This window comes from Pseudomonas putida (genome assembly GCF_028682635.1).
GTDB lineage: Bacteria > Pseudomonadota > Gammaproteobacteria > Pseudomonadales > Pseudomonadaceae > Aquipseudomonas > Aquipseudomonas putida_AE.
Genome location: NZ_JANHLK010000004.1, coordinates 136,504 through 161,634 on the forward strand (window position 1 = coordinate 136,504; position 25,131 = coordinate 161,634).

27 protein-coding genes and 1 pseudogene are annotated in these 25,131 nt (G+C 61.0%); 13 read left to right on the forward strand and 15 right to left on the reverse strand.

What is annotated here, in order from left to right:
- Positions 1 to 56 precede the first annotated feature (56 nt).
- The 7 genes from NPS56_RS06665 to NPS56_RS06695 all read left to right on the forward strand — a co-directional run bounded on the left by NPS56_RS06665 (position 57) and on the right by NPS56_RS06695 (position 4,564).
- A complete protein-coding gene (locus NPS56_RS06665; RefSeq protein ID WP_274073985.1) occupies positions 57 to 626 on the forward strand; it encodes an antibiotic biosynthesis monooxygenase in 570 nt (189 codons plus the stop codon).
- 60 nt (positions 627 to 686) lie between these two features.
- Complete coding sequence (gene folM, locus NPS56_RS06670) at positions 687 to 1,397, forward strand: dihydromonapterin reductase (RefSeq protein ID WP_274073986.1); 711 nt, start codon at positions 687 to 689, stop codon at positions 1,395 to 1,397.
- A gap of 19 nt (positions 1,398 to 1,416) precedes the next feature.
- Positions 1,417 to 1,992: a GTP cyclohydrolase I FolE gene (gene folE / locus NPS56_RS06675; protein WP_274073987.1), complete on the forward strand. Its 576-nt coding sequence runs from the start codon at positions 1,417 to 1,419 to the stop codon at positions 1,990 to 1,992.
- A 2-nt stretch (positions 1,993 to 1,994) separates the two neighbouring features.
- Positions 1,995 to 2,366, forward strand: coding sequence for a dihydroneopterin triphosphate 2'-epimerase (folX, locus tag NPS56_RS06680; protein ID WP_008054404.1), 372 nt, complete (start codon positions 1,995 to 1,997; stop codon positions 2,364 to 2,366).
- A 96-nt stretch (positions 2,367 to 2,462) separates the two neighbouring features.
- Positions 2,463 to 2,759: a DUF1244 domain-containing protein gene (locus NPS56_RS06685; RefSeq protein ID WP_272604657.1), complete on the forward strand. Its 297-nt coding sequence runs from the start codon at positions 2,463 to 2,465 to the stop codon at positions 2,757 to 2,759.
- The gene (locus NPS56_RS06690; protein WP_274073988.1) at positions 2,752 to 3,090 is read left to right on the forward strand and encodes a HopJ type III effector protein; all 339 of its coding nucleotides are present in this window, start codon (positions 2,752 to 2,754) and stop codon (positions 3,088 to 3,090) included. Before NPS56_RS06685 ends, NPS56_RS06690 begins: the two co-directional genes overlap by 8 nt.
- Before the next feature lie 223 nt (positions 3,091 to 3,313).
- A complete protein-coding gene (locus tag NPS56_RS06695) occupies positions 3,314 to 4,564 on the forward strand; it encodes a 2-aminoadipate transaminase (RefSeq protein WP_274073989.1) in 1,251 nt (416 codons plus the stop codon).
- A 188-nt stretch (positions 4,565 to 4,752) separates the two neighbouring features.
- Here NPS56_RS06695 and trxB read toward each other — a convergent pair whose 3' ends face one another.
- A complete protein-coding gene (gene trxB, locus NPS56_RS06700) occupies positions 4,753 to 5,709 on the reverse strand; it encodes a thioredoxin-disulfide reductase (protein WP_274073990.1) in 957 nt (318 codons plus the stop codon).
- Positions 5,710 to 6,022: 313 nt separating this feature from the next.
- On the opposite strand from trxB, the gene cysZ reads away from it, so the two are divergent.
- Together cysZ and NPS56_RS06710 are read left to right on the forward strand one after the other, a co-directional pair.
- A complete protein-coding gene (cysZ, locus tag NPS56_RS06705) occupies positions 6,023 to 6,775 on the forward strand; it encodes a sulfate transporter CysZ (protein ID WP_274073991.1) in 753 nt (250 codons plus the stop codon).
- A gap of 40 nt (positions 6,776 to 6,815) precedes the next feature.
- Positions 6,816 to 8,015: a glycosyltransferase family 4 protein gene (locus tag NPS56_RS06710; protein WP_274073992.1), complete on the forward strand. Its 1,200-nt coding sequence runs from the start codon at positions 6,816 to 6,818 to the stop codon at positions 8,013 to 8,015.
- 117 nt (positions 8,016 to 8,132) lie between these two features.
- On the opposite strand, the gene NPS56_RS06715 is transcribed toward NPS56_RS06710, so the two are convergent.
- The 4 genes and pseudogenes from NPS56_RS06715 to NPS56_RS06730 all read right to left on the reverse strand — a co-directional run bounded on the left by NPS56_RS06715 (position 8,133) and on the right by NPS56_RS06730 (position 10,544).
- The gene (locus NPS56_RS06715) at positions 8,133 to 9,236 is read right to left on the reverse strand and encodes an NADH:flavin oxidoreductase (protein WP_274073993.1); all 1,104 of its coding nucleotides are present in this window, start codon (positions 9,234 to 9,236) and stop codon (positions 8,133 to 8,135) included.
- A 102-nt stretch (positions 9,237 to 9,338) separates the two neighbouring features.
- Positions 9,339 to 9,422: pseudogene (locus NPS56_RS06720) on the reverse strand (YqgE/AlgH family protein); the annotation flags it as partial.
- A gap of 31 nt (positions 9,423 to 9,453) precedes the next feature.
- On the reverse strand, positions 9,454 to 9,936 hold the full coding sequence (locus NPS56_RS06725; protein ID WP_274073994.1) for a glutathione peroxidase: 483 nt from the start codon (positions 9,934 to 9,936) through the stop codon (positions 9,454 to 9,456).
- Positions 9,937 to 10,058: 122 nt separating this feature from the next.
- On the reverse strand, positions 10,059 to 10,544 hold the full coding sequence (locus NPS56_RS06730) for an FKBP-type peptidyl-prolyl cis-trans isomerase (RefSeq protein ID WP_008054392.1): 486 nt from the start codon (positions 10,542 to 10,544) through the stop codon (positions 10,059 to 10,061).
- On the opposite strand from NPS56_RS06730, the gene NPS56_RS06735 reads away from it, so the two are divergent.
- The 3 genes from NPS56_RS06735 to NPS56_RS06745 are packed head-to-tail and all read left to right on the forward strand — an operon-like array spanning position 10,513 to position 13,905.
- Positions 10,513 to 10,839 carry a DUF3565 domain-containing protein gene (locus NPS56_RS06735; RefSeq protein WP_274073995.1) on the forward strand — a complete coding sequence of 109 codons (327 nt, stop codon included), beginning with the start codon at positions 10,513 to 10,515 and terminating at the stop codon, positions 10,837 to 10,839. The genes NPS56_RS06730 and NPS56_RS06735 overlap by 32 nt on opposite strands.
- Positions 10,840 to 10,899: 60 nt before the next feature.
- Positions 10,900 to 12,999, forward strand: a complete 2,100-nt coding sequence (gene pta, locus NPS56_RS06740) for a phosphate acetyltransferase (RefSeq protein WP_046820534.1) — start codon at positions 10,900 to 10,902, stop codon at positions 12,997 to 12,999.
- Entirely contained in the window at positions 13,000 to 13,905 is a 906-nt protein-coding gene (locus NPS56_RS06745; protein WP_274073996.1) for an acyltransferase, read from the forward strand.
- A 169-nt stretch (positions 13,906 to 14,074) separates the two neighbouring features.
- On the opposite strand, the gene cysN is transcribed toward NPS56_RS06745, so the two are convergent.
- The 3 genes from cysN to NPS56_RS06760 form a co-directional block, all read right to left on the reverse strand.
- Positions 14,075 to 15,973: a sulfate adenylyltransferase subunit CysN gene (gene cysN / locus NPS56_RS06750; protein WP_274073997.1), complete on the reverse strand. Its 1,899-nt coding sequence runs from the start codon at positions 15,971 to 15,973 to the stop codon at positions 14,075 to 14,077.
- Between the two features lie 9 nt (positions 15,974 to 15,982).
- Positions 15,983 to 16,900 carry a sulfate adenylyltransferase subunit CysD gene (cysD, locus tag NPS56_RS06755; protein WP_007970286.1) on the reverse strand — a complete coding sequence of 306 codons (918 nt, stop codon included), beginning with the start codon at positions 16,898 to 16,900 and terminating at the stop codon, positions 15,983 to 15,985.
- A gap of 236 nt (positions 16,901 to 17,136) precedes the next feature.
- Positions 17,137 to 17,895 carry a Nif3-like dinuclear metal center hexameric protein gene (locus NPS56_RS06760; RefSeq protein ID WP_274073998.1) on the reverse strand — a complete coding sequence of 253 codons (759 nt, stop codon included), beginning with the start codon at positions 17,893 to 17,895 and terminating at the stop codon, positions 17,137 to 17,139.
- 103 nt (positions 17,896 to 17,998) lie between these two features.
- Between NPS56_RS06760 and algW the strand changes: the two genes are divergently transcribed.
- Positions 17,999 to 19,159 carry a Do family serine endopeptidase AlgW gene (gene algW / locus NPS56_RS06765; RefSeq protein ID WP_274073999.1) on the forward strand — a complete coding sequence of 387 codons (1,161 nt, stop codon included), beginning with the start codon at positions 17,999 to 18,001 and terminating at the stop codon, positions 19,157 to 19,159.
- Between the two features lie 105 nt (positions 19,160 to 19,264).
- Here the strand turns inward: algW and hisC are convergent, their stop codons facing one another.
- The 7 genes from hisC to NPS56_RS06800 form a co-directional block, all read right to left on the reverse strand.
- Entirely contained in the window at positions 19,265 to 20,317 is a 1,053-nt protein-coding gene (gene hisC / locus NPS56_RS06770) for a histidinol-phosphate transaminase (protein ID WP_274074000.1), read from the reverse strand.
- 1 nt (position 20,318) lies between these two features.
- Positions 20,319 to 21,644 carry a histidinol dehydrogenase gene (gene hisD, locus NPS56_RS06775; protein ID WP_274074001.1) on the reverse strand — a complete coding sequence of 442 codons (1,326 nt, stop codon included), beginning with the start codon at positions 21,642 to 21,644 and terminating at the stop codon, positions 20,319 to 20,321.
- Between the two features lie 127 nt (positions 21,645 to 21,771).
- Positions 21,772 to 22,407: an ATP phosphoribosyltransferase gene (gene hisG / locus NPS56_RS06780; RefSeq protein WP_008018703.1), complete on the reverse strand. Its 636-nt coding sequence runs from the start codon at positions 22,405 to 22,407 to the stop codon at positions 21,772 to 21,774.
- A gap of 129 nt (positions 22,408 to 22,536) precedes the next feature.
- Positions 22,537 to 23,802 carry a UDP-N-acetylglucosamine 1-carboxyvinyltransferase gene (murA, locus tag NPS56_RS06785; protein WP_274074002.1) on the reverse strand — a complete coding sequence of 422 codons (1,266 nt, stop codon included), beginning with the start codon at positions 23,800 to 23,802 and terminating at the stop codon, positions 22,537 to 22,539.
- Between the two features lie 22 nt (positions 23,803 to 23,824).
- Positions 23,825 to 24,064: a BolA family protein gene (locus NPS56_RS06790; protein WP_274074003.1), complete on the reverse strand. Its 240-nt coding sequence runs from the start codon at positions 24,062 to 24,064 to the stop codon at positions 23,825 to 23,827.
- Positions 24,065 to 24,178: 114 nt separating this feature from the next.
- Positions 24,179 to 24,484: an STAS domain-containing protein gene (locus NPS56_RS06795; protein ID WP_274074004.1), complete on the reverse strand. Its 306-nt coding sequence runs from the start codon at positions 24,482 to 24,484 to the stop codon at positions 24,179 to 24,181.
- The gene (locus tag NPS56_RS06800; RefSeq protein ID WP_274074005.1) at positions 24,481 to 25,122 is read right to left on the reverse strand and encodes an MlaC/ttg2D family ABC transporter substrate-binding protein; all 642 of its coding nucleotides are present in this window, start codon (positions 25,120 to 25,122) and stop codon (positions 24,481 to 24,483) included. The genes NPS56_RS06795 and NPS56_RS06800 overlap by 4 nt, the downstream gene beginning before the upstream one ends.
- Positions 25,123 to 25,131 lie beyond the last annotated feature (9 nt).

Consider the following 25,131-nt stretch of genomic DNA (forward strand, 5'->3'; position numbering starts at 1 on the left):
GCTGCGCCTGGCGAAACTCCTACCCGGAGCGACGCATTTGTTTACGGAGATACATGATGTCTACCTCCCCCGTCACGCTGATGGTGGCGCGCCGCGTCGCCGATGGGCGTTATCAGGACCTGATGGTCTGGTTGCGCGAAGGCGAACAACTGGCCACCGACTTCCCCGGTTACCTGGGCTCCGGCGTGCTCGCTCCGCCGCCCGACGATAACGAATTCCAGATCATCTTCCGCTTCGCCGACGAGCCGACGCTGCACGCCTGGGAGCACTCGGCTTCGCGTACCGCCTGGCTGGCCCGTGGCAGCGATCTGTTCGCTCACCCGAAGGAACATCGGGTGAGCGGCATCGAAGGCTGGTTCGGTGCAGCGGGACAACGCCCGCCGCGCTGGAAACAGGCAGTTGCGATCTGGCTGGCGTTTTTTCCGGTGTCGCTGTTGTTCAATTTTGTACTTGGGCCGTTGCTGAGTGAGATGACGCTGTTGCCTCGCGTGCTGATCAGCACCCTGTGCCTGACGCCGTTGATGGTCTATTTCTTCATTCCGTTGTCGACCCGTTTGTTGGCCAATTGGTTGAATGGCACATCTGCACGACCGTTGCCTATTCGACCGTCCACCCAAAACCGCTGAAATAGGTAGACCGCCCGCGTCGCTGGTATAGTTTTGCTCTTACCGCGATGCGAGCCGTTCATGACTTCTACCGCAGCCCCCATTCTCATCACCGGTGCCGGCCAACGTGTCGGCCTGCATTGCGCGCAGCGCTTGCTCGAAGACGGTCATCGGGTGATTTTCAGTTACCGCAGTGAACGTCCCGGCGTGCAAACCCTGCGTGACCTGGGGGCGATCGGGCTGTTCGCGGACTTCTCCAGCGAAGCAGGGATCGTCACCTTCATCAGTGAACTGAAAACCCATACCGACAGCCTGCGAGCGATAATCCACAACGCCTCCGAATGGCTGGCCGAAACACCGGACACCGATGCCACGGCCTTCACCCGCATGTTCAGCGTGCACATGCTGGCGCCTTACCTGATCAACCTGCACTGCGCCGACCTGCTCGAACGCTCGAGCCCCGCCGACATCGTGCACATCAGCGATGACGTGACCCGCAAGGGCAGCAGCAAGCACATCGGCTACTGCGCCAGCAAAGCCGGGCTCGACAGCCTGACCCTGTCCTTCGCCGCCAAATATGCGCCCGGCATCAAGGTCAACGGAATCGCCCCCGCCCTGCTACTGTTCAATCCCGACGATGATGCGGCCTATCGCGCCAAGGCACTGGCCAAATCCGCGCTGGGCATCGAACCTGGCAGCGAAGTGATCTATCAGAGCCTGCGTTATCTGCTCGACAACCCTTATGTCACCGGCACCACCCTGACCGTCAACGGCGGAAGGCACATCAAATAAGTGTCCCTGAGGAACTTCCATGACGCTTTCGCTACCCCATAATCGCCTGTCACAGAGTTATCGCGAGATCCTCATCGGGCTCGGAGAGAACCCAGATCGCGAAGGCCTGCGTGATACGCCGCTGCGCGCGGCCAAAGCCATGCAGTACCTGTGTCATGGTTACGAGCAAAGTGTCGAGGAAATCATCAACGGCGCCTTGTTCGCGTCCGACAACGATGAAATGGTGATCGTCGACAACATCGAGCTGTATTCGCTGTGCGAACATCACATGCTGCCCTTCATCGGCAAGGCGCATGTGGCTTATATTCCAACGGGCAAGGTGCTGGGGCTGTCGAAGATTGCGCGGCTGGTGGACATGTTCGCCCGTCGCCTGCAGATCCAGGAAAACCTCACCCGGCAAATCGCCGACGCCGTGCAACAGGTGACCGGCGCGGCCGGCGTCGCCGTGGTCATCGAAGCGCAGCACATGTGCATGATGATGCGCGGCGTCGAAAAACAGAATTCGACCATGAACACCTCGGTGATGCTCGGCGCCTTTCGCGAGTCGAGCAACACCCGCCAGGAGTTCCTGCAATTGATTGGACGGAGCAAGTAGCAATGCCACAACTTCAACCAGGCATGGCGCGCATCCGGGTCAAGGACCTGTGCCTGCGCACCTACATCGGCATCAACGAGGATGAAATCCTCAACAAGCAGGATGTGCTGATCAACCTCACCATTCTGTACGCAGCCCAGGAAGCGGTGCGCGACAACGATATCGATCACGCGCTGAACTACCGCACCATCACCAAGGCGATCATCGCCCACGTGGAAGGCAATCGTTTTGCCCTGCTCGAACGCCTGACCCAGGAGTTGCTGGACCTGGTCATGGCCAACGAGTCGGTACTGTACGCCGAAGTCGAAGTCGACAAGCCCCACGCCCTGCGATTCGCCGAGTCGGTGTCGATAACGCTTGCAGCGAGCCGCTAGCTTCAAGCTTCAAGCCGCAAGCTGTAAACTTCACCTCACCGCCAACCATCTTGCAGCTTGAAGCTTGCCGCTTGAAGCTGTCTCACAGAGCCCCCCATGACCGATCAAGAACGCCTTGAGCTCGAAGCCGCCGCCTTCCGCCGGCTGGTGGCCCACCTGGACAGCCGCAAGGATGTGCAGAACATCGACCTGATGAACCTTTCCGGTTTCTGCCGCAACTGCCTGTCCAAGTGGTACAAGGCCGCGGCCGACGAGCGCCAGATCGAGGTCAGCCTCGATGACGCCCGCGAAGTGGTCTACGGCATGCCGTACGCCGAGTGGAAAGCCCAATTTCAGCAAGAAGCCAGCGCCGAACAACAAGCGGCGTTCGCCAAAGGAAAACCCAATGAGTGATTTGAACACCCTGCGCGCCAGCCTCAAGAGCGGCGAACACGTCTTCGCCGACACCCTGGCATTCATTGCCGCCGGTTACGACTACCAGCCCCAGGCCTTCAACAATGGCGGCGTGGAAAACGCCGCCGGGCAGAACGAAGGCTCGTGCAAGACCTTGGGCCTGGCATTGCTGGAAGGCCTGAGCGATGACGAAGCACTGCTGGCGTTCGGCGAGCATTACCGTTCGGTGCTGACGACGCCTGAGGGCAGCGATCACGGCAATATTCGTGCGTTGATGGTGCATGGCCTGGCCGGGGTGAAATTCACCCAGCAGCCCCTGACCCGCCGCTGATCCCTGTAGGAGCCGGCTTGCCGGCGAAGGCGTCCTGAGGGGTGATGCCAAATTCAAGGGCCCCTTCGCTGGCAAGCCAGCTCCTACAGGTTCTGCGTCTGTTTTTGGAATGTTCAACACATCCCGACTTTTAAGATTAACCCGCTCACTTTATTTCGTTTGCCCGCCACCGCTGCACGCGGCTTAGATAAAAGAAGCCTCCCTTCTTCCGAGCCGACTACCCATGCGCAGTGAAACCATCAGCCAGTCGATCAACATCGTTCACCCTGTCACCCTCAGCCACGGCAAAAACGCCGAGGTCTGGGACACCGATGGCAAGCGCTACATCGACTTCGTCGGCGGCATCGGCGTGTTGAACCTCGGCCATTGCCATCCGCGCATCGTCGATGCCATCCGCGAACAGGCCACCCGACTGACCCACTACGCCTTCAACGCCGCGCCCCATACGCCCTACATCGACCTGATGGACCGCCTCAGCGCCTTTATCCCGGTCGATTACCCGGTCAGCGGCATGCTCACCAACAGCGGCGCCGAAGCGGCGGAGAATGCGCTGAAGATCGTCCGTGGCGCGACCGGGCGTACGGGCGTGATTGCCTTTGATGGGGCATTCCACGGCAGAACGCTGGCCACCCTCAACCTCAACGGCAAGGTGGCGCCCTACAAACAGAAAGTCGGGGTGTTGCCCGGGCCGGTGTATCACCTGCCGTTCCCCAGCCGGGACAACGGCGTGACCTGTGCCGAGGCCCTGAAAGCCATGGAGCGCCTGTTCAGCGTCGAGATCGATGTTGCGGACGTGGCCTGCTTCATCGTCGAGCCGGTGCAGGGCGAAGCGGGTTTCCTGGCCATGGATGTCGAGTTCGCCCAGGCATTGCGCAAGTTCTGCGACGAAAAAGGCATTGTGCTGATTGCCGATGAAATCCAGTCCGGCTTCGGCCGCACTGGCCAGCGCTTTGCATTCTCGCGACTGGGCATCGAACCGGACCTGATCCTGCTGGGCAAGAGCATCGCCGGCGGTGTGCCGCTGGGTGCGGTGGTCGGGCGCAAGGCGCTGCTGGATAACTTGCCCAAGGGCGGGCTCGGTGGCACCTATTCCGGCAACCCTATCGCTTGCGCTGCTGCGCTGGCGACCCTGGACGAAATGACTGACGCCAATCTGCAGGCCTGGGGTTCGCAACAGGAAGAAGCGATTGTCAGTCGCTACGAAAGCTGGCGCGATCGTAATCTGTCACCGTTCCTTGGCCGCCTGACCGGCGTTGGCGCGATGCGCGGCATTGAACTGGCCAACGCTGACGGCACACCGGCTTCAGCTCAGTTGACGCAACTGCTGGCCCTGGCGCGGGACGCCGGTTTATTGCTGATGCCCAGCGGCAAGTCGCGCCACATCATTCGCTTGCTGGCGCCATTGACCACCGAATCTTCGGTGCTGGAGGAAGGCCTGGACATCCTTGAGGCGTGCCTCACCAAACTGACCTGAACACAAACCCAATGTGGGAGCGGGCTTGGTCCGGGCGGCGTTCCGACGAAGGCGTCGTGTCAGGCAACCTGTTTATCAACTGTCACACCGGCTTCGCGAGCAAGCCCGCTCCCACAGGGGATAGCATTCAGGCATGAATTGCAGATAGAAAAAAACCGGCCGAAGCCGGTTTTTTTACCAACGCAGAATCAAGCGTTCTGCAGATTGTCCAGGTAACGCTCGGCATCCAGTGCCGCCATGCAACCGGCGCCAGCGGAGGTGATCGCCTGGCGGTAGACGTGGTCGGCCACGTCGCCGGCGGCGAAGATGCCTTCGAGGTTGGTCGCAGTGGCGTTGCCGTCACGGCCGCCGTGCACCACCAGGTAACCGTCTTTCAGGGTCAACTGGCCTTCGAACAACGAAGTGTTCGGGGTGTGGCCGATGGCGATGAACACGCCGTCGACTTTGATCTCGTCGAAGCTGCCGTCGTTGTTCTTCAGGCGGGCACCGGTCACGCCCATGTTGTCGCCCAGGACTTCGTCCAGGTTCGCGTTCAACTTCAGGATGATCTTGCCTTCAGCCACGCGGGCATTGAGCTTGTCGATCAGGATCTTCTCGGCGCGGAAGGTTTCGCGACGGTGGATCAGGGTCACGGTGCTGGCGATGTTGGCCAGGTACAGTGCCTCTTCGACAGCGGTGTTGCCGCCACCGACCACGGCCACTGGCTTGTTGCGGTAGAAGAAACCGTCGCAGGTCGCGCAGGCCGAAACGCCTTTGCCCATGAATGCTTCTTCCGATGGCAGGCCCAGGTAACGAGCGCTGGCGCCGGTGGCGATGATCAGGGCGTCGCAGGTGTAGGTCGCGCTGTCGCCGGTCAGGGTGTACGGCTTGGCAGCGAAATCCACGGCATTGATGTGATCGAACACGATCTCGGTTTCAAAGCGCTCGGCGTGCTCGCGCATCCGCTCCATCAGCGCCGGGCCGGTCAGACCATGGACGTCGCCCGGCCAGTTGTCGACTTCGGTGGTGGTGGTCAATTGACCGCCGGCCTGCATGCCGGTGATCAAGAGTGGCTTGAGGTTGGCACGGGCGGCATAGACGGCGGCGCTGTAACCGGCAGGGCCGGAACCGAGAATAATCACTCGCGAATGACGGACTTCAGACATGACCTGCTCCTGTTGACCGGCCCGGAATACCTGGCGCGGAACGCCGGATGACCGGCGGGAATAAAAAAGGACCATTGAAAGCACTTGGGGAAGGCTTGAACTCGACAGTCCTGTAAAAAGTTGGGTGCAGCGTATCGAGGGGGCGAAGATTAAGGAAATACCGTTTAACAATCCAGCTCATAGGTGGTCTCTATCCCTACTGAGTGATGATCGGGACGCCTTTGTTACAGTTAATGTCGATGTCGCTGTCGCGCTTTCGCCGGTCAGGCAAAGCCGGTAAGGTCGGCGCGTTTTCCTTTGTTCGGAGCACCCTATGCCCGCCCCTGTACTGTCCGGCCCGCAATACCTGCGTGAAGGCCTGAAACTGGTGCTCAGCCCCAGCCTGCGCCTTTTTGTATTACTGCCACTGGTGATCAACCTGGTGCTGTTCGTCGGATTGATCTATCTGGCCGGCCATCAGTTCAGCCTGTGGGTCGATACGCTGATGCCGTCCCTGCCCGACTGGCTGGGCTTCCTCAACTATGTGCTGTGGCCGTTGTTCGTGGTGCTGGTGGTGTTGATGGTGTTCTTCACCTTCACCATGCTCGCCAACGTCATCGCCGCGCCGTTCAACGGCTTCCTGGCGGAAAAGGTCGAAGTGGTGGTGCGCGGCACCGACGACTTCCCGGCCTTCAGCTGGGGCGAGCTGATCGCCATGATCCCGCGCACCCTGGCCCGGGAAATGCGCAAGCTCGGTTACTTCCTGCCCCGGGCGCTCGGGCTGTTCATCCTGTCGTTCATCCCGGTGGTGAACATCATTGCGGCGCCGCTGTGGCTGCTGTTCGGGGTGTGGATGATGGCGATCCAGTACATCGACTACCCGGCGGACAACCACAAGCTCGGCTGGAACGAGATGCTCGCCTGGCTGCGCCAGAAGCGCTGGCAAAGCATGAGCTTTGGCGGGATCGTCTACCTGGTGCTGCTGATTCCGGTGGTGAATATCCTGATGATGCCGGCGGCCGTGGCCGGCGCGACCTTGTTCTGGGTGCGCGAGCGTGGGGCGGAGAATCTGGTGACCCAGCGCTGAGTCGGTCACAAATCCATCATCCTGTCGTCACAACGCCGACATGGCCTCAGGCCACACTGAGGTCATGACGACAGCTCTGCATATCACCCTGATCACCGAAACCTTCCCTCCGGAAATCAATGGCGTGGCCAACACCCTTGGGCGCCTGTGCGACGGTTTGCGCGCGCGCGGGCATCAGGTGGAACTGGTGCGACCTCGCCAGGGTTGCGATCAATCGGCGAGCAGCGACGATGAGTTGCTGCTGTGCCGAGGCTGGCCACTGCCGGGCTATCCCGGGCTGCAATGGGGGCAGTCGTCGATGCACAAGCTGCTGCGGCGCTGGAAGCGCCATCGCCCGGATGTGCTGTATATCGCCACCGAAGGACCGCTCGGCCTGTCGGCCTTGCGCGCCGCACGACGCCTGGGCATCTCGGTGGTCAGCGGCTTTCACACCAACTTCCAGCAGTACTCCAGCCAGTACGGCTTCAGCTTGCTGTCTCGCCTGCTGACCCACTACCTGCGCTGGTTCCACAATCGCTCGAACCTGACGCTGGTGCCCAGTGTCAGCCAGCGCATGGAGCTGGAACGTCGGCATTTCGAGCGCCTGGCGTTGCTGTCCCGCGGGGTCGACAGCCAGTTGTTTCACCCGGCCAAACGCTTGAATGCGCTGCGCGATCAATGGGGGCTGGGGGAAAAAGACATCGCCGTCATCCATGTAGGACGGTTGGCTGCGGAGAAAAACCTCGGGTTGCTCAAACGCTGTTTCGACACGCTCAAGGCTACTTATCCACAGCGCACCTTGAAGCTGATTGTGGTGGGCGATGGCCCGCAGCGTCTGCAGATGGAAAGCGAATTACCGGAAGCGATTTTCTGTGGGGCACAACGAGGCGAAGCCCTGGCCAGTCATTATGCGTCGGGGGATGTGTTTGTGTTTCCGAGCCTGACCGAAACCTTCGGCAATGTAGTGCTTGAGGCGCTGGCCTCGGGGCTGGGGGTGGTGGCTTACGACCAGGCGGCAGCGGCGCAGCATATTCGCCATGGCTACAACGGTGTGCTGGCGATGCCGGGGGATGAGGAGGCGTTCTGCGATGCCGCGGTGTGGTTGCTGGAGAAGCGCGAAAACTTGCGTTGTCTGCGGCTCAATGCGCGCCAGCATGCGAGTCGCCAGGGTTGGGCGGCGATCATTGAACAGTTCGAGGGGCAGTTGCGAGGGGCTTGTGTTGGGGAGGTGGTGGTGCCGAATGCACCGACCTTGCCCTGAGCCTAGGGTGACATTGGGTCAGTCATCGCCAGCAGGCTGGCTCCCACAGGTTCTGTGTACACCACAGAAACCATGTGGGAGCCAGCCTGCTGGCGATGGGGCCCTTACGGACTCGACTTAAACCAGCGTCATCAACGCTTCACGGCTGAACGGCAGGATGTCTTCCTCGCGACCGTCACGCACTTTCTGTGCCCAGTCCGGGTCCACCAACAGCGCACGCCCCACCGCCACCAGATCGAACTCGTCGTTATTCAGACGCTCCAGCAGTTTTTCCAGGCTGGCCGGCTGCGCCACCTTGTCGGTGTTGACCATGAACTGCAGGAACTCGCCGTCCAGGCCAACGCTGCCCACGGTGATGGTTGGCTTGCCGGTGAGTTTGCGCGTCCAGCCTGCCAGGTTCAGTTCGGAACCGTCGAACTCCGGCTCCCAGAAACGGCGTGTCGAGCAGTGGAAAATATCCACGCCAGCGTCGGCCAAGGGCTTGAGGAAATCGCCCAAGGCCTCTGGCGTCTGCACCAGGCGCGCGGTGTAGTCCTGCTGCTTCCACTGGGAGAAGCGGAAGATGATCGGGAAGCCTTCGCCAACCGCGGCACGTACCGCCTGGATCAATTCGATGGCGAAACGCGAGCGGTTGGCCAGGCTGCCGCCGTATTCGTCGGAGCGCTGGTTGCTGCCTTCCCAGAAGAACTGGTCGACCAGGTAACCGTGGGCACCGTGGATTTCCACGCCATCCATGCCAATGCTCTGGGCATCCTTCGCCGCTTGGGCGAACGCGGCAATCACGTCCTGAATGTCCTGTTTGGTCATGCCGTGAACCACGACCTGGCCGTCCTTCACTTTTTCCGATGGACCGTAACCTGGCACGCTGGCGTCCGGCTCGGTGCCGATGCGACGCACGCTGCCGACATGCCACAGTTGCGGAACGATCTTGCCGCCCTCGGCGTGAACCGCATCGACGACTTTCTTCCAGCCGGCCAGGGCCGCTTCACCGTAGAAATGCGGAACGTTCGGGTAGCCGTTCGAAGCCTTGTGCCCGACTGTGGTGCCTTCGGTGATGATCAAGCCCACGCCGGCGGCGGCGCGACGACGGTAGTACTCGATCACTTTGGAATTGGGTACGCCGCCCGGCGAAAACGAACGGGTCATCGGCGCCATGACCACACGGGTCGGCAGTTCGAGGGTGCCGAGGTGGAACGGTTTGAACAGGGCTTTAACGGGCATTTGGACGCTCCACGGAAGAATGACTTTATGACGGCGATAATATGGAGAGTCCGACGCCTTGAACAGCATTATTGATCAGCGTGATTAAGGGTCAGAAGGAGGGAACACTGTAGGAGCGAGCTTGCTCGCGATGAACCTGAGAACGCTGCGGGGTGTCAGGCTGGCAGCGTTATCGTTAACGACCATCGCGAGCAAGCTCGCTCCTACAGGGGGGGTATCAGGCCAGGGCTTTTTCGATCGCCTGAACCACACTCGGATCATCCGGCGCCGTACGTGGCGAGAACCGCGCCAGCACACGACCGTCTTTACCCAGCAGGAATTTCTCGAAGTTCCAGGTAATGTCGCCGGGGAACTCCGCGCCCTCGCCCGCCAGCAGCTTGTACAGCTGATGACGCTCGTGACCGTTGACTTCCAGCTTGCTGGACAACGGAAAGGTCACGCCATAGTTGAGGTTGCAGAAGTCCTTTATTTCCTGCTCGGTACCTGGTTCCTGCCCGGCAAACTGGTTGCACGGCAGGCCCAGCACGCTGAAACCCTTGCCTTTGTATTGCTGGTAGAGGTTTTCCAGCGCCGCGTACTGCGGGGTCAAGCCGCATTTGGAGGCCACGTTGACCACCAGCACGACGTGCCCCTTGAAAGGGGCCAGAGGGAGCGCCTGACCATCCAGGGCTGTCAAATTAAGTTCGTGAAAAGCACTCATGACGTACTCCAGATTCCCGTGTTCTTCTCGAAACAGCCACTTGGTGGTGTCGCCTGGAACAGCCGCAGACTAAAAAGGCGCCCTCGGGGCGCCTCTCCAGCTATCTGAGCTTAGCGCAGAAATCAGTGGTGATGGCCACCTTCGCCATGGACGTGACCATGGGCGATTTCTTCCTGGCTGGCATCACGGATGTTGATGATCTTGACCTGGAAGTTCAGGCGCTGACCAGCCAACGGGTGGTTGCCGTCTACGGTGACGTCGTCGCCGTCCAGATCGCGGATGGTCACGATCTGCATCTGGCCATCCGGAGCGGAAGCGTGGAACTGCATGCCCACTTCCAGCTCATCAACGCCTTCGAACATGCTGCGGCTCAGGGTGCTGACCAGTTCGGCAGCGTACTCGCCGTAGGCATCTTCCGGTTCAACGGCCACGGTCAGCTCGTCGCCGACTGCTTTGCCTTCCAGGGCTTTTTCCAGGCCCGGGATGATGTTGCCTGCGCCTTGCAGGTAGACCAGCGGCGCGCCGCCGGCTGAGCTGTCGATGACCTCACCAGCGTCGTTGGTCAGGGTATAGTCGATGGAGACAGCCTTATTGGCGGCGATCAGCATGGGGCGAGACCTTTTGCATAAGAATATTGAAAGACCCAGTTTAGCGAAGCAATCGCCCGAAAGCGAACACAACCCGGACAGACGGGATTCGACGATCACGGGCTTTCATCAGGATGAAGACGGCCACTGGGTGGTCGAGCTTTCCTGCGGCCACACCCAGCACCTGCGGCACCAGCCACCCTGGCAATCCCGAGCCTGGGTCCTGGACCCTGCGCAACGCCTTGAAAAAATAGGCCAGCGCTTTGACTGCGGTTGGTGCGCACAGGGCTCGGTTAGCGATAACCTTGGCGACTGAATTTCGGTAGATCGTCAGATATAGATGATCACCACTGCCATGCACCTCTAGAGAATCCGCATGCAAACTTTTTTTATCGCACCCACCGATTTTGGCGTGGGCCTGACCTCCATCAGCCTCGGGCTGGTACGCACCCTCGAGCGGGCCGGCCTCAAGGTCGGCTTTTTCAAGCCGATTGCCCAGCCCCATCCGGGCGACACCGGACCCGAGCGCTCCACCGAACTGGTGGCGCGCACCCACGGCCTGAAGCCGCCGCAACCCTTGGGCCTGGCCCATGTCGAGCGCATGCTTGGCGATGGCCAGCTCGATGAGCTGCTCGAAGAAATCATCACCCTTTATCAGCAGGCCGCCATCGGAAAGGACGTGTTGATCGTCGAGGGCATGGTCCCGACCCGCAGCGCCAGCTATGCCGCGCGGGTCAACCTGCACCTGGCCAAGAGCCTCGATGCCGAAGTGATCCTGGTTTCGGCACCGGAAAACGAAGTACTGACCGAACTGTCCGGTCGCGTCGAACTGCAGGCGCAATTGTTCGGCGGCCCCAAGGACCCGAAAGTCCTCGGCGTGATCCTCAACAAGGTCAAGACCGACGAAAGCATGGAAGCCTTCGCCGCCCGCCTGAACGAACACTCGCCGCTGTTGCGCAGCGGCGACTTCCGTCTGCTTGGTTGCATCCCGTACCAGCCGGAGCTGAATGCGCCGCGCACGCGAGACGTGGCGGACCTGATGGGCGCCCAGGTGCTCAACGCCGGCGACTACGAAACCCGGCGCATGACCAAGATCATCATTTGCGCGCGCACCATGCGCAACACCGTGGAGCTGCTCAAGCCCGGCGTACTGGTGGTGACCCCCGGCGATCGTGACGACATCATCCTCGCCGTGAGCCTTGCGGCCATGAATGGCGTGCCCCTGGCCGGCCTGTTGCTGACCAGTGATACCCTGCCCGACCCTCGCATCATGGACTTGTGCCGTGGCGCCCTGCAGGCGGGCTTGCCAGTGTTGTCGGTGAGCACCGGCTCCTACGACACTGCCAACCAACTCAATGGCCTGAACAAGGAAATCCCGATCGACGACCGCGAGCGCGCGGAGATCATCACCGATTTCGTCGCCAGCCACCTCGACGCCAACTGGCTGCACCAGCGTTGTGGTACCCCGCGGGAAATGCGCCTGTCGCCAGCGGTGTTCCGTTACCAATTGATCCAGCGCGCACAGTCCGCCAACAAGCGCATCGTCCTGCCGGAAGGCAGCGAACCGCTGACCGTCCAGGCCGCCGCCATCTGCCAGGCCCGTGGCATTGCCCGTTGCGTGCTGCTGGCCAAACCGGCAGACGTCGAAGCCGTGGCCCGCGCCCAAGGCATCGAGCTGCCGCCAGGCCTGGAAATCCTCGACCCGGACCTGATCCGCGAGCGCTACATCGAGCCGATGGTGGCCCTGCGCAAAAGCAAAAGCCTCAACGCACCGATGGCCGAGCAGCAGCTGGAAGACACCGTGGTGATCGGCACCATGATGCTGGCGCTCGATGAAGTGGACGGCCTGGTGTCCGGGGTCATTCACTCCACCGCCAATACCATTCGCCCGGCCCTGCAGCTGATCAAGACCGCGCCGGGCTGCACCCTGGTGTCGTCGGTGTTCTTCATGCTGTTTCCCGAAGAAGTGCTGGTCTACGGCGACTGCGTGATGAACCCGCACCCGAGCGCCAGCGAGCTGGCCGAGATTGCCCTGCAAAGCGCCGACTCGGCGGCCGCGTTCGGCATCACCCCGCGGGTGGCGATGATCAGCTATTCCAGCGGTGAGTCGGCCAGCGGCGAGGAAGTCGAGAAGGTACGCGAAGCGACATTGCTCGCCCATGAGCAGCAACACTCGCTGCTGATCGACGGTCCGTTGCAGTATGACGCCGCCGCCAACGAAACCGTGGCCCGGCAACTGGCGCCGAACAGCCAGGTGGCCGGTCGCGCCACGGTGTTCGTGTTCCCCGACCTGAACACCGGCAACACCACGCACAAAGCCGTGCAGCGCAGCGCCGACTGCGTCAGCCTCGGGCCGATGCTGCAAGGCCTGCGCAAACCGGTGAACGATTTGCCGCGCGGCGCGCAGGTCGACGACATCGTCTACACCATCGCCCTGACGGCGATTCAAGCTGCCAACCGACCTATGGATGTGTAAATGCTGGATTTCCTGCCCGCGTTCTTACGCGGAGTAATCGCCGCGCTGCTGTTGGCGTTGAACACGATTTTGCTGTGCTCGTTCCTGTTCTGTGTGGCGCTGTTCAAGGTGTTGCCGTTCGCGCTCACCCAAAGCATTGCCCAATGGCTGATGAGCCATACCCATGAGGCCTGGATCAGCGTCAACAAGGGCTGGATGAACCTGGTCCGGCGCACCCGCTGGCACGTCAGCGGCCTGCAGGGCCTCGACTATCAACACTCGTACCTGGTCACCAGCAACCACCAAAGCTGGGTCGACATCCTGGTGCTGCAATACGTGCTCAATCGGCGTATCCAGCCGCTGAAGTTCTTTCTCAAGCAAGAGCTGATCTGGGTACCGGTGATTGGCCTGGCGTGGTGGGCGCTGGGCTTTCCGTTCATGAAGCGCTACTCCAAGGCCTATCTGGAAAAGCACCCTGAGAAGAAAGGCAAGGACCTGGAAACCACGCGCAAGACCTGCGCGAAATTTCGCGATAACCCGGTGGGCATCTTCAATTTCGTCGAGGGCACGCGCTTCACCGAAGGCAAGCATGCCCAGCAGAAATCGCCGTTCCGTTATTTGCTCAAACCCAAGGCTGGTGGCATTGCGTTCGTGCTGGACGCGATGGGTGAGCAACTGGAATCCATCGTCAACGTGACCATCCACTACCCGGCCGGGCGTCCCGGTTTTTGGGATTTGTTGTGCGGGAATGTGACGGATGTGGTGGTGCACTTTGAGGAGCTGAAGATTCCGCCGCAGTTCATTGGCAAGAACTATGACCAGGATGGTGAGTATCGGTTGCAGTTCCAAGGCTGGATCAACCAGTTGTGGGAAGACAAGGATGTGCTCCTGGGGCAGATGCACCACGAATATCCGAACCGACACTGATCTCCTGTGGGAGCTAGCCTGCTGGCGATAGCGGTTTCACATTCAGCAGATCTGTTGACTGATTCACCGTAATCGCCAGCAGGCTAGCTCCCACAGTTGACCGAGTAGGTCTCAATAAAAAACCCGCCGATGATCACTCATCGGCGGGTTTTTCATTTCTGGCTAAGGCTTAGATCGCGCCGCGTTTACGCAGCAGATCCAGCACTTGCTTCACGCCCTCTTCCAGCGACACGGACTGGGTGTCGATCACCAGATCGGCATCCAGCGGCACGTCGTACGGGAAGGATTCGCCCGGGATGTTATCCCCGGCCGCCGCGTAAAGGCCTTGCGGGTCACGCTCGGCGCAGACCGTCGGCGAAGCCTGGACGTAGACCGTCAGCAGACGTTCCTTGCCGATCAGTTCCCGCGCCTGTTCACGACCTTCGGCACTCGGTGCAACGAACGCCGCCAGGGTCAGCAGGCCGGCTTCGTTGAACTGACGCGCCACATGCGCGGCACGACGCCAGTTCTCGGTGCGCCCGGCGCGATCCTGTGGCAGACCTTTGTTCAGGTCGTGACGCAGGTTCTGGCCATCGAGCACGAACACCGCACGACCCAGGTCGAACAGCTTGCGCTCAACCGCATAGGCAAGGGTGCTCTTGCCCGCGCCCGACAAGCCGCTGAACAACACGGTGGCCGGTTGCTGGCCGAAGCGCTGGGCGCGTTCTTCGGTGGCAACGTGGGCCAGTTTGCCGTGGTGCGTGCTGGTGCCATGGGCCAACGGCTGGGCGACGATCATGCCGGCGCCGACGGTGCCGTTGGTCAGGCGGTCGATGATGATGAACGCACCGGTGGTGCGGTTGCTGTCGTAACCGTCGAGGGCAATCGGCGCGTCGAGCGCGATCTTGACCTTGCCGATTTCGTTCAGCTGCAACGCGCTGGCCGGGCCTTCTTCCAGGGTGTTGACGTCGACCTTGTTGACGATGCTGGCGATGGAGCCCGGCACGTAACTGGTGGCGCGCTTGATGTCGTATTTCTTGCCCGGCAGCATCGGCTCTTCGGCCATCCATACGAGCATGGCTTCGAAGCTGTCGGTCACCGGCGGCACGTTGTCGGCGTGAACCAACAGGTCGCCACGGGAGATGTCGATTTCGTCTTCCATGGTCAGGGTGACTGCCTGACCTGGACCTGCGTGTTCCAGCTCACCTTCGAAGGTGACGATGGATTTCACGCGGCTGCTCTTGCCCGACGGCAGCACCACGACTTCGTCGCCTTTCTTGACGATGCCGCTGGCCAGGGTGCCGGCGAAACCGCGGAAGTTCAGGTTCGGACGGTTGACGTACTGCACCGGGAAACGCAGGTCGGTGAAGTTGCGGTCGCCCGCCACTTCCACGGTCTCGAGGATTTCCATCAGCGACTGGCCGGTGTACCACGGCGAGCGCTCGGACTTGTTCACCACGTTGTCGCCCTTCAAGGCGGACATCGGCACGAAGTGCATGCTGGTCGGCTTGAGCTTCAGGCCTTCGGCGAACTGCAGGTAGTCGGCCTTGATCGACTCGAACACGCCCTGGTCGAAGTCCTTGAGGTCCATCTTGTTGATGGCGACGACGATGTGCTTGATGCCCAGCAACGAGGCGATGAAGCTGTGGCGGCGGGTCTGGGTCTGCACGCCGTAGCGGGCATCGACCAGGATGATCGCCAGGTCACAGGTGGAGGCACCGGTGGCCATGTTGCGGGTGTACTGCTCATGGCCGGGGGTGTCGGCGATGATGAATTTGCGCTTGGCGGTGGAGAAGTAGCGGTATGCGACATCGATGGTGATGCCTTGCTCGCGCTCGGCCTGCAGGCCATCGACCAGCAGCGCCAGGTCGATGTCTTCACCGGTGGTGCCGACTTTTTTCGAGTCGCGGGTAATGGCTTCCAGGTGATCTTCGTAGATCATCTTGGAGTCGTGCAGCAGGCGCCCGATCAGGGTGCTCTTGCCGTCGTCGACGTTACCGCAAGTCAAAAAGCGCAGCAGCTCTTTACGTTCGTGCTGGCCCAGGTAAGCGAGGATGTCCTCGCTGATCAAATCAGATGCGTGCGACATGACAACCCCTTAGAAATAACCCTGACGTTTTTTGTCTTCCATGGAGCCTGCGCCATCGTGGTCGATGACACGGCCCTGGCGCTCGGAAGTTCGCGTCAGGAGCATTTCCTGAATGATGTCCGTGAGGCTTTCGGCCTCGGACTCCACCGCGCCCGTCAACGGGTAGCAACCTAGGGTACGGAAACGCACTTTCTTTTTGACGATGCGGGCTTTGTCTTCATCGCTCAGGTGTTCGAGGATGCGCTCGTCGTCGATCATGATCAGGGTGCCGTTCTTCTCGATGACTTCACGCTCGGCGGCGAAGTACAGCGGGACGATCGGGATGCCTTCCAGGTAGATGTACTGCCAGATGTCCAGCTCGGTCCAGTTCGACAACGGGAATACGCGGATGGATTCACCCTTGTTAACCTTGCCGTTGTAGACGTTCCAAAGCTCCGGACGCTGGTTCTTCGGGTCCCAGCGGTGCTTGCTGTCGCGGAACGAGTACACGCGCTCCTTGGCACGGGATTTCTCTTCATCGCGACGGGCACCACCGAAGGCGGCGTCGAAACCATGCTTGTCCAGTGCCTGCTTCAGGCCCTCGGTCTTCATGATGTCGGTGTGCTTGGCGCTGCCGTGGGTGAACGGGTTGATGTTCTGCGCCACGCCATCCGGGTTGACGTGGGTGATCAGGTCCAGGCCCAGCTCGGCAACCATCTTGTCGCGGAAAGCGTACATCTCCTGGAATTTCCAGCGAGTGTCGACGTGCATCACCGGGAACGGCAGCTTGCCTGGGAAGAAGGCCTTGCGTGCCAGGTGCAGCATCACGGCGGAGTCTTTACCGATGGAGTACAGCATCACCGGGTTATCGAACTCGGCGGCCACCTCGCGGATGATGTGGATGCTTTCCGCCTCCAGCTGTTTCAGATGCGTCAGTTTGTCGACCATGGCTACTCACGAAATCTTTCTTATGAACGGCCAGCGGGCCGTGTTCGAGCGGGGAATCCTAGCACAGCGCCCCCTTCTAATGAGGACGCCAACTAGATCGAAAGAGCATATGAATATGCCCGCCCGTTTGGGCGCCTCGGACCTTTGTGGGAGCGGGCTTGCTCGCGAAGGCGGCGAATCAGTCAGCATAAATGTTGAATGACACACCGCATTCGCGAGCAAGCCCGCCCCCACATTTAGATCGGGTTGGGGCAATCGATGAAGATGTGTTCGAGGGCGAACCTGCGCGCCAAGTAGTCACCCAGCGCCTGCACGCCATACCGCTCGGTGGCATGGTGACCGGCGGCGATGAAGCTGATGTCGTTCTCACGGGCACTGTGGAAGGTCTGCTCGGACGCTTCCCCGCTCAGGTACAGATCGACACCCGCCAGCACCGCCTGATCGATGTAGCCCTGACCGCCACCGGTGCACCAGCCGACCCGGCGTATCATGTTGCCGCCTTCGATCAGCAAAGGTTCGCGGCCCATCACCTCGCGCACGCGGCGGGCGAAGTCCCGGGGCGTCACGGGTTCGTTCAACGAACCGACCAGGCCGACGATCTTCAAATTGTCCGGGTCCAGCGGACCTTCGACAGTGATGTCCAGCTGCCGCGCCAACTGCACGTTGTTGCCAACGTCAGGGTGCAGGTCCAGCGGCAGGTGATAGGACAGCAGGCTGATATCGTGCTTGAGCAGCGTCTTCAGGCGGCGCTGCTTCATGCCGGTGATGCACGGGTTTTCGCCTTTCCAGAAGTAGCCGTGATGCACCAGCACCAGGTCGGCGTTGGCCTCCACCGCAGCATCGAGCAAGGCCTGGCTGGCGGTGACGCCGCTGACGATGCGCATCACCTGCGGCCGGCCCTCGACCTGCAGGCCGTTGGGGCAGTAATCGGCAATTTTCGAACTGCCGAGGTAACGGTCGGCTTCTTCGACCAGGGTGCTCAGGGCGACGGCCATAAAAGACTCCTAAATATCCCGTTCAGAGGCACGCGCGGCCTCGTATAATGCGCGTCATTATGAGCGGTCTCATACCGCCTGCAACTCTCTCAGGACGTGCTTAATGCTCAAGGCGCTGCGTTTTTCCGGCTGGCCGCTGTTGGCCGGCGTGCTTGTCGCTCTGTTAATCATCCAGCGTTACCCGCAGTGGGTCGGGCTTCCAAGCCTCGACGTCAACCTGCAACAAGCCCCGCAAACCACCAGTATGCAGCAAGGCCCAGTGTCCTATGCCGACGCGGTGACCACCGCCGCGCCGTCGGTGGTGAACCTGTACACCACCAAAGTCATCAACAAACCCAATCACCCGCTATTCGAAGATCCGCAGTTTCGCCGTTTCTTCGGCGACAACTCGCCCAAGCAGAAACGCATGGAGTCGAGCCTCGGTTCCGGCGTGATCATGAGCCCGCAAGGCTACATCCTCACCAACAACCACGTGACCAGCGGTGCCGATCAGATCGTGGTGGCGCTCAAGGACGGCCGTGAAACCCTGGCAAGGGTGATCGGCAGCGATCCGGAAACCGACCTGGCGGTCCTCAAGATCGACCTGAAGAACCTGCCGTCGATCACCGTGGGCCGCTCCGACAACATCCGCATCGGCGACGTGACCCTGGCCATCGGTAACCCGTTCGGCGTCGGCCAGACCGTGACCATGGGCATCATCAGCGCCACCGGGCGCAATCAGCTGGGCCTGAACAACTACGAAGACTTCATCCAGACCGACGCCGCGATCAACCCCGGCAACTCAGGCGGTGCGCTGGTGGACGCCAACGGCAACCTGACCGGCATCAATACGGCGATTTTCTCCAAGTCCGGCGGCTCCCAGGGCATCGGCTTCGCGATTCCGGTAAAGCTGGCCATGGAAGTGATGAAATCGATCATCGAACACGGCCAGGTGATTCGCGGCTGGCTCGGTATCGAAGTGCAACCGTTGTCCCAGGAACTGGCGGAGTCGTTTGGCCTGTCGGGGCGCCCGGGCATCGTGGTCGCGGGGATTTTCCGTGACGGTCCGGCGCAAAAGGCCGGCCTGCAATTGGGCGATGTGATCCTCAGCATCGACGGCGAGCCGGCTGGCGATGGCCGTCGCTCGATGAATCAGGTGGCGCGGATCAAGCCGACCGACAAGGTCGCGATCCAGGTGATGCGCAATGGCAAGGAACTGAAGCTAACGGCTGAGATTGGCTTGCGTCCGCCGCCTGCGCCGGTCAAAGAGAAAGAAGAAAACTAAGCCGTATACAAAAACCAATGTGGGAGCGGGCTTGCTCGCGAAGGTGTGTCAGTCGACACCCATGTCGCTGACACAGCTTCGCGAGCAAGCCCACTCCCACAGGGTTTATAGGTCGCCGAGGCCGTCGATCAGCGCCTGATTCTGCTCAGGTGTACCGATCGAGATCCGCAGGAACTGGGCAATCCGCTCCTGCTTGAAGTGCCGGACAATCACGCCTTGCTCGCGCAGTTTGGCCGCCAGGCCTGCTGCATCGTGCTGGGGGTGACGGGCGAAAATGAAGTTCGCCGCCGATGGCAGTACTTCAAAGCCCTTCGCTTTCAACTGTGCAACAACCTTCTCGCGACTATCGATCACCAGGCGGCAAGTCTTGTCGAAGTACTCACGATCCTCGAACGCCGCCGCGGCCCCGACATTCGCCATCCGATCCAGCGGATAGGAGTTGAAGCTGTTCTTGATCCGCTCCAGCGCCTCGATCAGGTCCGGATGCCCCACCGCCAAGCCGACCCGCAGACCGGCCAGCGAGCGCGACTTGGACAGGGTCTGGGTCACCAGCAGGTTCGGATAACGATCCACCAGGCTGATCGCCGTCTCGCCGCCGAAATCGATGTAGGCCTCATCGACCACCACCACCGAATCCGGGCTGGCCTTGAGGATCTGCTCGATGGCATCGAGTGCCAACAGGCAACCGGTCGGTGCGTTCGGGTTGGGGAAGATGATCCCGCCGTTCGGTTTGGCGTAGTCCGCCGGGTTGATCTGGAACTGCTCGTCCAGCGGCACTGCATCGAACTGGATGCCGTACAACCCGCAGTAAACCGGGTAGAAGCTGTAGCTGATGTCCGGGAACAGCAACGGCTGATCGTGCTGCAGCAAGCCGTGGAAGATGTGCGCCAGGACTTCGTCGGAACCGTTGCCGAGAAACACCTGGTTGCTCTGCACGCCGTAGTACTGGGCCACGGCATTTTTCAGCCGATCGCTGTTCGGGTCCGGGTACAGGCGCAGGTTGTCGTTCAGTTCAGTCTGCATCGCAGCCAGGGCTTTGGGCGATGGACCGTACGGGTTTTCATTGGTGTTGAGCTTCACCAGTTTCGCCAGTTTTGGCTGTTCGCCCGGTACGTACGGCACCAGGTTCTTGACGAACGGGCTCCAGAATTTACTCATCTCAGTTCCCCTGCTTGTCGTCGATGATGCGATATTCGGCACTGCGGGCGTGGGCGGTCAGCGACTCGCCACGGGCCAGCACGGAAGCGGTTTTGCCCAGGTCGGACGCGCCCTGCTCCGAGCAAAAAATGATCGACGAACGCTTCTGGAAGTCGTACACACCCAGCGGCGACGAGAATCGCGCCGTGCCGGAAGTCGGCAACACATGGTTCGGGCCTGCGCAGTAGTCGCCCAGCGCTTCGCTGGTGTGACGGCCCATGAAGATGGCACCGGCATGGCGAATCTGCGGCAGCCAGGCCTGTGGATCGGCAACCGACAGCTCCAGGTGCTCCGGCGCGATGCGGTTGGCCACTTCGATGGCTTGCTCCATGTCGCGCACCTTGATCAGCGCACCACGGCCGTTGATCGAGGTTTCGATGATCTGGGCGCGTTCCATGGTCGGCATCAGCTTGGCGATGCTCGCGGCAACCTGGTCGAGGAACTCGGCATCCGGGCTGACCAGGATCGCCTGGGCGTCTTCATCGTGCTCGGCCTGGGAGAACAGGTCCATGGCGATCCAGTCCGGATCGGTCTTGCCGTCACACACCACGAGGATCTCCGACGGACCGGCGATCATGTCGATACCGACCTGGCCGAATACGTGGCGCTTGGCAGTGGCAACGTAGATGTTGCCCGGGCCGACCACTTTATCGACCATCGGCACGCTTTCGGTACCGTAGGCCAACGCGGCCACCGCCTGGGCACCACCGATGGTGAATACACGGTCGACACCGGCGATGCAGGCGGCAGCCAGCACAAGCTCGTTGATCTCACCGCGAGGGGTCGGCACCACCATGACCACTTCGGTCACGCCGGCAACCTTGGCCGGAATCGCGTTCATCAGCACCGACGACGGGTAGGACGCCTTGCCACCCGGCACGTACAGGCCGGCGCGATCCAGCGGCGTGACCTTCTGGCCCAGCACGGTGCCATCGGCCTCGGTGTAGCTCCAGGAGTCCTGCTTCTGCTTTTCGTGATAGCTGCGTACCCGGGCCGCGGCTTTTTCCAGGGCTTCGCGCTGGGGCACGGTAATGCGGGTCAGTGCCAGCTCCAGACGCTCGCGCGGCAGGATCAGGTCAGCCATGGACTTCACGTCCAGGCCGTCGAACTGACGGGTGAAGTCCACCAGCGCCGCGTCACCGCGCTCGCGCACGGCCTTGATGATGTCCAGCACCCGCTGATTGACCGAGTCGTCAGACACACTTTCCCAGCTCAGCAGATGATCCAGATGATGCGCGAAATCCGGGTCAGCAGCGTTGAGTCGGCGAATTGCAGTCGGTGCGGTCATAGCGAGAGCCTCATAGGATTGGCAAAAAACTCAGGCGCCCTAACTTAGCAGTCGTTTCCGCTTGGGCACCTGAGAATTCTGGCTATGAGGCGGATAGACGGGCGCGACTCAAGGCCGCGCAGGTGAATCAGCCGCGGTGTCGAGACTCCACTGCCTTGCGCAGGGTGTCGATCAACGCCTGGATACGGGCGTGCTGCATTTTCATCGAAGCCTTGTTGACGATCAGTCGGGAGCTGATGGCCGCGATGAAATCCTGTGGCTCCAGGCCGTTGGCCCGCAGCGTGTTACCGGTGTCGACCACGTCGATGATCTTGTCGGCCAGCCCGATCAGCGGCGCCAGTTCCATCGAGCCGTAGAGCTTGATGATGTCGACCTGACGGCCTTGTTCGGCGTAGTAACGCTTGGCAACGTTGACGAACTTGGTGGCGATACGCAGGCGGCCCTTGGGCTCGACTGCGCCGACCTTGCCGGCGGTCATCAACTTGCACTGGGCAATCTGCAGGTCCAGCGGCTCGTACAGGCCCTGGCCGCCGTATTCCATCAGCACGTCTTTACCGGCGACACCGAGGTCGGCGGCACCATGCTCGACATAAGTCGGCACGTCGGTGGCACGCACGATCAACAGGCGTACATCTTCCTGGGTCGTGGGGATGATCAGCTTGCGGCTCTTGTCCGGATTCTCGGTCGGCACGATGCCCGCTTCAGCCAGAAGCGGCAGGGTGTCGTCAAGGATGCGGCCCTTGGACAGTGCGATGGTCAACATGGGAAACGTCAGTCCTTATCAAGGTACTCATGCCCGGTCGCAAATGGCGCCGGACATACATCGAGGGTGTAGACCACCCTCGACTTTGAACAATTCAACGGGCACTTCCCTGTGCCCATGCAGCAGGTACTAGCCCGGAACGCGGCGGATCTTGGCGCCCAGCATCTGCAGTTTCTCTTCGATGCACTCGTAGCCACGGTCTATGTGGTAGATGCGGTCGATCAGGGTGTCGCCGTCGGCGATCAGCGCCGAGATCACCAGGCTGGCCGAGGCACGCAGGTCGGTGGCCATCACTGGCGCGCCCTTGAGCTTCTCGGTACCGGTAACGATGGCGGTGTTGCCTTCGACCTGGATCTTGGCGCCCATGCGGTGCAGTTCGTACACGTGCATGAAGCGGTTTTCGAAGATCGTCTCGATCACGGCGCCGGTGCCTTCGGCAATGGCGTTGAGGGAGATGAACTGCGCCTGCATGTCGGTCGGGAACGCCGGGTACGGAGCGGTGCGCACGTTGACGGCTTTAGGCCGCTTGCCGTGCATGTTCAGCTCGATCCAGTCTTCGCCGCAGGTGATTTCGGCACCGGCTTCGCGGAGTTTTTCCAGCACGGCTTCGAGGATGGTCGGATCGGTGTCCTTGACCTTCACACGCCCGCCGGTCACGGCCGCGGCCACCAGGTAGGTGCCGGTTTCGATACGGTCCGGCATCACCTTGTAGGTGGTGGTGTGCAGACGATCGACGCCATCGATGGTGATGGTGTCGGTGCCAGCACCGGAAACCTTGGCACCCATGGCGTTCAGGAAGTTCGCCAGGTCGACCACTTCCGGCTCGCGCGCGGCGTTAGCCAGAACGCTGCGACCCTTGGCCAAAGCGGCCGCCATCATGATGTTTTCGGTACCGGTCACACTGACGGTGTCGAAGAAGAAGTGCGCGCCACGCAGGCCGCCTTCAGGGGCCTTGGCCTTGATGTAGCCGCCTTCGACGTCGATGATCGCGCCCATGGCTTCCAGGCCACGGATGTGCAGGTCAACCGGACGCGAGCCGATGGCGCAACCGCCAGGCAGCGCGACTTCGGCTTCACCGAAGCGGGCAACCATCGGGCCCAGCACCAGGATCGACGCACGCATGGTTTTAACCAGTTCGTACGGAGCGATCAGGGTCTTGATGGTGCGCGGGTCGATTTCAACGGCCAGCTTCTCGTCGATCACCGGCTCGATGCCCATGCGACCGAACAACTCGATCATGGTGGTGATGTCGTGCAGGTGCGGCAGGTTGGCCACGGTCACGGGACCGTCGCACAGCAGGGTGGCAGCGAGAATCGGCAGTGCCGAGTTCTTTGCCCCGGAGATACGGATTTCGCCATCGAGACGAGCACCGCCAGTAATAATCAATTTATCCATAAGAATCTCGACGCCCTTGGGCTCAGGTGCGCTCGGCCCAGGCCGCGCTGCTGAAAAATTTCATAGTGACCGCATGGATGCTGCCATCGGTGATCCATGGGTTCAAATGGGCATAGATCTGCTGCTGACGCTTCACCGGGCTCAACGCCGCCAGTTCATCGCTAATCACGTTCAGCTGGAAATTGCAGCCTTCGCCCTCGACTTCTACATTCGTTCCGGGCAGCTTTCCTTCAAGAAAGCTCTTAACTTCGTTGGCCTGCATGCTCAACCTCAATCGGCGCCCTGTGCGCGCGGGTCGGACATCATACAAAAAAGCCCCGCGCCTGCGAACCCCGGGAAGCAGGACTCTGACGGGGGGCTTCCTTATAGATGCGGGTTAGGGATGCGCCAACAGCTCGGTCAGCTCACTGACCTGGGCTATTTCGCGCATATCTTCTGGCATCCCGCGGATGCTCAGCGCCTTGCCGGCCGCCTGGGCATCACGCATGAAACACAACAGCAACGACAGACCGACGCTGCTGGACTTCTCCACCGCTGAACAATCGACCACCACGGCCGCGGCCTTGCTGGAGTTAATCAGCGACTGCCCCTGCCGGCGCAGTTCCGGACCGGTTCGATAATCCAGCACACCGCTGAGCCGCAGCTCGCCGGCCTCGTCCATGCGGACCGCCGACTCACTCATTGGGTCTGTTTCTCGGTGGATTCCTTGGCCTTGGCGACTTCCCCTGCCCAACCATTGATGGTTTTGTCCAGGTCGTTGCCATTGCGCTGCATCGCATCAGCGAACTGATCACGGAACAGCTTGCCAATGTTGATGCCGTTGATGATGACGTTACGCAGCTTCCACTCGCCGCCGACCTTCTCCAGCGTGTAGGACACAGGATAGATCGCGCCGTTGCTGCCCTTGACCGTCATGCCGACGCTGGTACGTTCGCCCGACTCGTCCTTGGCAGGGTCAACGGTGATGCCCTGGTTGTTGTACTCGAGCAGGGCATTGCCATAGAACTGGAACAGACCCTTCTTGAAGTTTTCTTCAAAGGTCTTCATTTGCGCAGGTGTGGCTTTGCGCGAGTACTTGACCGTCATGATGCTCTTGGAAATGCCCTCGGCATCCACCACCGGGCCGACAATGCTGTTGAGCGCTGCATAGAAGTCCTGCGGATCCTGCTTGTACTTCTCTTTGTTGGCGGCCAGGTCGGCCAGCAACCGGTTGGTAGTGTCCTGGACCAGTTCGTGCGCGGAAGGTGCCGCCACGGCGTTAGCCACCAACGGCAAGGCCGCGAGCAAAACCAACAGGCCACGTCGCAAGGTAGAGATCATTCAAAAGCT

Coding starts and splice junctions, on each gene's coding strand:
- NPS56_RS06790 (WP_274074003.1), bottom strand. CDS start 24,064: ATGCAGGCCAACGAAGTTAAGAGCTTTCTTGAAGGAAAGCTGCCCGGA.
- NPS56_RS06725 (WP_274073994.1), bottom strand. CDS start 9,936: ATGAGTGCTTTTCACGAACTTAATTTGACAGCCCTGGATGGTCAGGCG.
- hisG (WP_008018703.1), bottom strand. CDS start 22,407: ATGTTGACCATCGCACTGTCCAAGGGCCGCATCCTTGACGACACCCTG.
- murA (WP_274074002.1), bottom strand. CDS start 23,802: ATGGATAAATTGATTATTACTGGCGGTGCTCGTCTCGATGGCGAAATC.
- NPS56_RS06745 (WP_274073996.1), top strand. CDS start 13,000: ATGCTGGATTTCCTGCCCGCGTTCTTACGCGGAGTAATCGCCGCGCTG.
- NPS56_RS06690 (WP_274073988.1), top strand. CDS start 2,752: ATGAGTGATTTGAACACCCTGCGCGCCAGCCTCAAGAGCGGCGAACAC.
- cysN (WP_274073997.1), bottom strand. CDS start 15,973: ATGTCGCACGCATCTGATTTGATCAGCGAGGACATCCTCGCTTACCTG.
- NPS56_RS06715 (WP_274073993.1), bottom strand. CDS start 9,236: ATGCCCGTTAAAGCCCTGTTCAAACCGTTCCACCTCGGCACCCTCGAA.
- NPS56_RS06800 (WP_274074005.1), bottom strand. CDS start 25,122: ATGATCTCTACCTTGCGACGTGGCCTGTTGGTTTTGCTCGCGGCCTTG.
- NPS56_RS06710 (WP_274073992.1), top strand. CDS start 6,816: ATGGCCTCAGGCCACACTGAGGTCATGACGACAGCTCTGCATATCACC.
- NPS56_RS06795 (WP_274074004.1), bottom strand. CDS start 24,484: ATGAGTGAGTCGGCGGTCCGCATGGACGAGGCCGGCGAGCTGCGGCTC.
- hisC (WP_274074000.1), bottom strand. CDS start 20,317: ATGAGTAAATTCTGGAGCCCGTTCGTCAAGAACCTGGTGCCGTACGTA.
- NPS56_RS06695 (WP_274073989.1), top strand. CDS start 3,314: ATGCGCAGTGAAACCATCAGCCAGTCGATCAACATCGTTCACCCTGTC.
- cysZ (WP_274073991.1), top strand. CDS start 6,023: ATGCCCGCCCCTGTACTGTCCGGCCCGCAATACCTGCGTGAAGGCCTG.
- trxB (WP_274073990.1), bottom strand. CDS start 5,709: ATGTCTGAAGTCCGTCATTCGCGAGTGATTATTCTCGGTTCCGGCCCT.
- NPS56_RS06665 (WP_274073985.1), top strand. CDS start 57: ATGTCTACCTCCCCCGTCACGCTGATGGTGGCGCGCCGCGTCGCCGAT.
- NPS56_RS06685 (WP_272604657.1), top strand. CDS start 2,463: ATGACCGATCAAGAACGCCTTGAGCTCGAAGCCGCCGCCTTCCGCCGG.
- cysD (WP_007970286.1), bottom strand. CDS start 16,900: ATGGTCGACAAACTGACGCATCTGAAACAGCTGGAGGCGGAAAGCATC.
- hisD (WP_274074001.1), bottom strand. CDS start 21,644: ATGACCGCACCGACTGCAATTCGCCGACTCAACGCTGCTGACCCGGAT.
- NPS56_RS06730 (WP_008054392.1), bottom strand. CDS start 10,544: ATGCTGATCGCCGCCAATAAGGCTGTCTCCATCGACTATACCCTGACC.
- NPS56_RS06735 (WP_274073995.1), top strand. CDS start 10,513: ATGGAGACAGCCTTATTGGCGGCGATCAGCATGGGGCGAGACCTTTTG.
- folE (WP_274073987.1), top strand. CDS start 1,417: ATGACGCTTTCGCTACCCCATAATCGCCTGTCACAGAGTTATCGCGAG.
- NPS56_RS06760 (WP_274073998.1), bottom strand. CDS start 17,895: ATGGCCGTCGCCCTGAGCACCCTGGTCGAAGAAGCCGACCGTTACCTC.
- folM (WP_274073986.1), top strand. CDS start 687: ATGACTTCTACCGCAGCCCCCATTCTCATCACCGGTGCCGGCCAACGT.
- folX (WP_008054404.1), top strand. CDS start 1,995: ATGCCACAACTTCAACCAGGCATGGCGCGCATCCGGGTCAAGGACCTG.
- pta (WP_046820534.1), top strand. CDS start 10,900: ATGCAAACTTTTTTTATCGCACCCACCGATTTTGGCGTGGGCCTGACC.
- algW (WP_274073999.1), top strand. CDS start 17,999: ATGCTCAAGGCGCTGCGTTTTTCCGGCTGGCCGCTGTTGGCCGGCGTG.